This window comes from Mesorhizobium sp. M1A.F.Ca.ET.072.01.1.1 (genome assembly GCF_004023325.1).
Taxonomy (GTDB): Bacteria; Pseudomonadota; Alphaproteobacteria; order Rhizobiales; family Rhizobiaceae; genus Mesorhizobium.
In genome coordinates this window covers 1-3,577 of the sequence record NZ_RZSF01000490.1, presented here as the reverse complement: position 1 = coordinate 3,577, position 3,577 = coordinate 1, and the positions used below count along the sequence as shown (strand labels likewise).

At 63.9% G+C, this 3,577-nt stretch carries 4 protein-coding genes; all 4 read left to right on the top strand.

The annotated features are described in order from the left end of the window. Nucleotides 1-153 precede the first annotated feature (153 nt). Nucleotides 154-693: a protease inhibitor Inh/omp19 family protein gene (locus tag EOA32_RS34840; protein ID WP_095779966.1), complete on the top strand. Its 540-nt coding sequence runs from the start codon at nucleotides 154-156 to the stop codon at nucleotides 691-693. Nucleotides 694-771: 78 nt separating this feature from the next. Beyond that, nucleotides 772-1,968: a cell division protein ZapE gene (gene zapE, locus EOA32_RS34835; RefSeq protein ID WP_128374108.1), complete on the top strand. Its 1,197-nt coding sequence runs from the start codon at nucleotides 772-774 to the stop codon at nucleotides 1,966-1,968. 412 nt (nucleotides 1,969-2,380) lie between these two features. Beyond that, entirely contained in the window at nucleotides 2,381-3,349 is a 969-nt protein-coding gene (gene mdh / locus EOA32_RS34830; RefSeq protein WP_040996351.1) for a malate dehydrogenase, read from the top strand. 25 nt (nucleotides 3,350-3,374) lie between these two features. After that, nucleotides 3,375-3,577: ATP-grasp domain-containing protein (locus tag EOA32_RS34825; protein WP_348632244.1), on the top strand; the 203-nt coding region annotated here is incomplete at its 3' end.

The window sequence follows — 3,577 nt, the reverse complement described above, 5'->3', positions numbered from 1 at the left end:
GCCCCGCTGAGGAAGCCGTCGCGACAAATTTGCAACACCAGCTCCGAAAACCCTATTTTAACCATATCGGGTTGAAATTCTGCCACCTTCGCCATCTTGGTGAAGCGAGTGTTTACGCGGACGGCGCCCCCACCGGATCCGACGGAGGTTGGAATGACTTTTTCGAAGACTGGCCTTTTGGCCGTATCGCTGGCCGCGCTCGTTGCGAGCGGCTGCTCGACCTCGCGCTTCTCATCGATGGACGATCAGCAGCCGGCGCCGCTCACGCCGGCGCCCTCCGGCACGGTGACGCAGAACCAGCTGCCGCCGCCGGCTGCTCCGGGCACCACCGACCCGTCGCAATTCCCCACCGCGCCGAAGAACAGTCAGATGGCTTCGCTGCCGCCGGACGGTTCGGCGCCCACGGGCGCCGCGGACCTGACCGCGGCCAGCGTCGCCGGCGTCTGGAATGTCAGTGTCTCCGGCCAGAGCTGCAAGGTGGCGACGCCGCAGACCAAGTTCGGCGCCGGCTACCGCGCCGGTCCGCTGCATTGCCCGGCTCCGATCGACGGCATCAAGTCGTGGAATGTCGCCGGCAAGCAGCTGACGCTCTACGACGAAAACGGCGGCACGCTGGCCAGGCTCTATTCCTCCGGCGGCGAAAAGTTCGACGGCCAGACTTCCAACGGCCAGCCGATCTCGCTTACAAGGTAGGGCGGACCCTCCCCTATTGTTTCACGCAGTTTCGGATGGCAAGCCGCTTTCCGAAATTGCCCGAGAACGACGTGACCTATGCACCTGCGTGACGGCCTTCAGACGCATGCGACCGTCAGGCAGCGCTACGACCACCTGGTGGAAACCGGCGTGGTCGAACGCGATCCGGCGCAGGAGCGCGTCGTCGCCGCGCTCGACCGGCTGACCGACGAGATCTCCGCAAAAAGGCTGGCGCAGAAATCGAGCGCGCTGGGCTGGCTGTTCGCGCGCAGCAACAAGCCGCGCGAGGCCGTCAAGGGCCTTTACATCCATGGCGGCGTCGGGCGCGGCAAGACGATGCTGATGGACATGTTCTTCGATCTCCTGCCGGTCAGGCGAAAGCGCCGCGTCCATTTCAACGATTTCATGGCCGACGTGCAGGACCGCATCCAAAAACACCGGGCGGCGCGCAAGAACGGCGATGTCAAGGAAGACGATCCGATCCCGCCGGTGGCGCGGGCGCTGGCCGAGGAGGCCTGGGTGCTGTGCTTCGACGAGTTTTCGGTCACCGACATTGCCGATGCCATGATCCTGTCGCGCCTGTTCTCGGCGCTGTTTTCCAAAGGCGTCGTGCTGGTCGCCACCTCCAACGTCGCGCCTCATGACCTTTATCGAGACGGCCTCAACCGGCAGCTTTTCCTGCCCTTCATCGGCCTGCTCGAACGCCATGCGCATGTGCTGACGCTGGATGCCGAAAAGGACTACCGGCAGGAAAAGCTCAACCGCCTGCCAATCTATGTCACGCCGGCCGACGCCGCGGCCGACCGCGCGCTCGACGACGCTTGGAAGACGATGACACATGGCAGGCCGACCGAGGCGATGACACTGACGCTGAAAGGGCGTCAGCTTGTGGTGCCGCGCGCTGCCGGCGATGCCGCCCGTTTCTCCTTCGCCGATCTCTGCGAAAAGCCGCTCGGCGCGCGCGACTATCTGGCCATCGCCGACCGCTTCGCGACCGTCTTCATCGACCATGTGCCGGTGCTCGACGAAGGCAAGCGCAACGAAGCCAAGCGTTTTATTCTGCTCATCGACACGCTTTACGACCACCACATGCGGCTGGTTGTGAGCGCCGCCGCGCCCCCCGAAGGGCTCTACACCGCCAGGCGCGGCACGGAAGTCTTCGAATTCGAGCGCACCGCCTCGCGGCTGATCGAAATGCAGAGCCGCGACTGGCTGGAAGGCTGGGCGGAGAGGCGGCAAGTCGGGTCGGAGCCCGCGGAGGCGCGGCAGGCGTGAGCGTAGCCGCGTCCAGTCCTCATCCTAGGGCGGAGCGACGCGCGGAGCCAAGACCTGGGATGAGCAAGCGATATGCGCTTCGTCGCTTGAATGCGCACCTCCCGAACCGCTCAGCCGCCCCCCTTGCCTCTGTTCGCCCCCTCCTAAAATCACAACGGCGTCATCGCCGGGATGAAAGCCTTCTGATTTCATCGTTTATTGTGTAAATTCTGTTCAGTTGGCTCGAAAACTTTGACGTTTACGTAATTCCCAATGCATCTAACCGATTGAAAACACTAGGCTCAAAATAACCGTTTGAATTTTCTCCATGCCGGGGCTATTGGGTTCGGCGAAATCCCGCGGTTTCCCGCATTCCTTCCGGCCCCCGGCCCCCGTCATGGCACCGTCACAGACAAAGGGAAAACATCCTGACATGGCACGCAACAAGATAGCGCTCATCGGCTCGGGCATGATCGGCGGCACGCTCGCCCATATGATCGGCCTGAAGGATCTCGGCGACGTGGTGCTGTTCGACATCGCCGAGGGCATTCCGCAGGGCAAGGGTCTCGACATCGCCCAGTCCTCGCCGGTCGACGGATTCGACTCCAGACTGACAGGCGTCAACGACTATGCCGGCATCGAGGGCGCGGATGTCTGCATCGTCACCGCCGGCGTCCCGCGCAAGCCTGGCATGAGCCGCGACGATCTTCTCGGCATCAATCTCAAGGTCATGGAACAGGTCGGCGCGGGTCTCAAGAAATACGCGCCGAAGGCGTTCGTCATCTGCATCACCAACCCGCTCGATGCCATGGTCTGGGCGCTGCAGAAGTTTTCGGGCCTGCCGACCAGCCATGTCGTCGGCATGGCCGGCGTGCTGGACAGCGCCCGCTTCCGCTACTTCCTGGCGGAAGAGTTCAAGGTCTCGGTCGAGGACGTCACCGCCTTCGTGCTCGGCGGCCATGGCGACTCGATGGTGCCGATGATCCGCTATTCGACCGTGTCGGGGATCCCGCTGCCCGACCTCGTCAAGATGGGCTGGACCTCCAAGGAGAAGCTCGACCAGATCGTGCAGCGCACCCGCGACGGCGGCGCCGAGATCGTCGGCCTCTTGAAGACCGGCTCAGCCTATTACGCGCCGGCGGCCTCGGCCATCGCGATGGCGGAATCGTACCTGAAAGACAAGAAGCGCGTGCTGCCCTGCGCGGCGCACCTGTCCGGTCAGTACGGCGTCAAGGGGACCTATGTCGGCGTCCCGGTGGTGATCGGCGCCGGCGGTGTCGAGCGCGTCATCGAGATCGACCTCTCCAAGGCCGAGCAGAAGATGTTCGACAATTCGGTGGCGGCCGTGCAGGGCCTCACCGAGGCCTGCACCAAGATCGCCCCGCATCTCGCCGGCAAGTAATCGTCCCTCTCCGGAGACCAAGCGCATGAACATCCATGAATATCAGGCCAAGGCGCTGCTGAAGTCGTTCGGCGCGCCCGTCGCAAGCGGCGTCCCGGTGTTCAAGGCAAGCGAGGCGGAAGCCGCCGCCAAGACGCTGCCCGGCCCGCTCTATGTGGTGAAGAGCCAGATCCATGCCGGCGGTCGCGGCAAGGGCAAGTTCAAGGAACTGCCTGCCGACGCCAAGGG

Coding starts and splice junctions, on each gene's coding strand:
- mdh (WP_040996351.1), top strand. CDS start 2,381: ATGGCACGCAACAAGATAGCGCTCATCGGCTCGGGCATGATCGGCGGC.
- EOA32_RS34840 (WP_095779966.1), top strand. CDS start 154: ATGACTTTTTCGAAGACTGGCCTTTTGGCCGTATCGCTGGCCGCGCTC.
- zapE (WP_128374108.1), top strand. CDS start 772: ATGCACCTGCGTGACGGCCTTCAGACGCATGCGACCGTCAGGCAGCGC.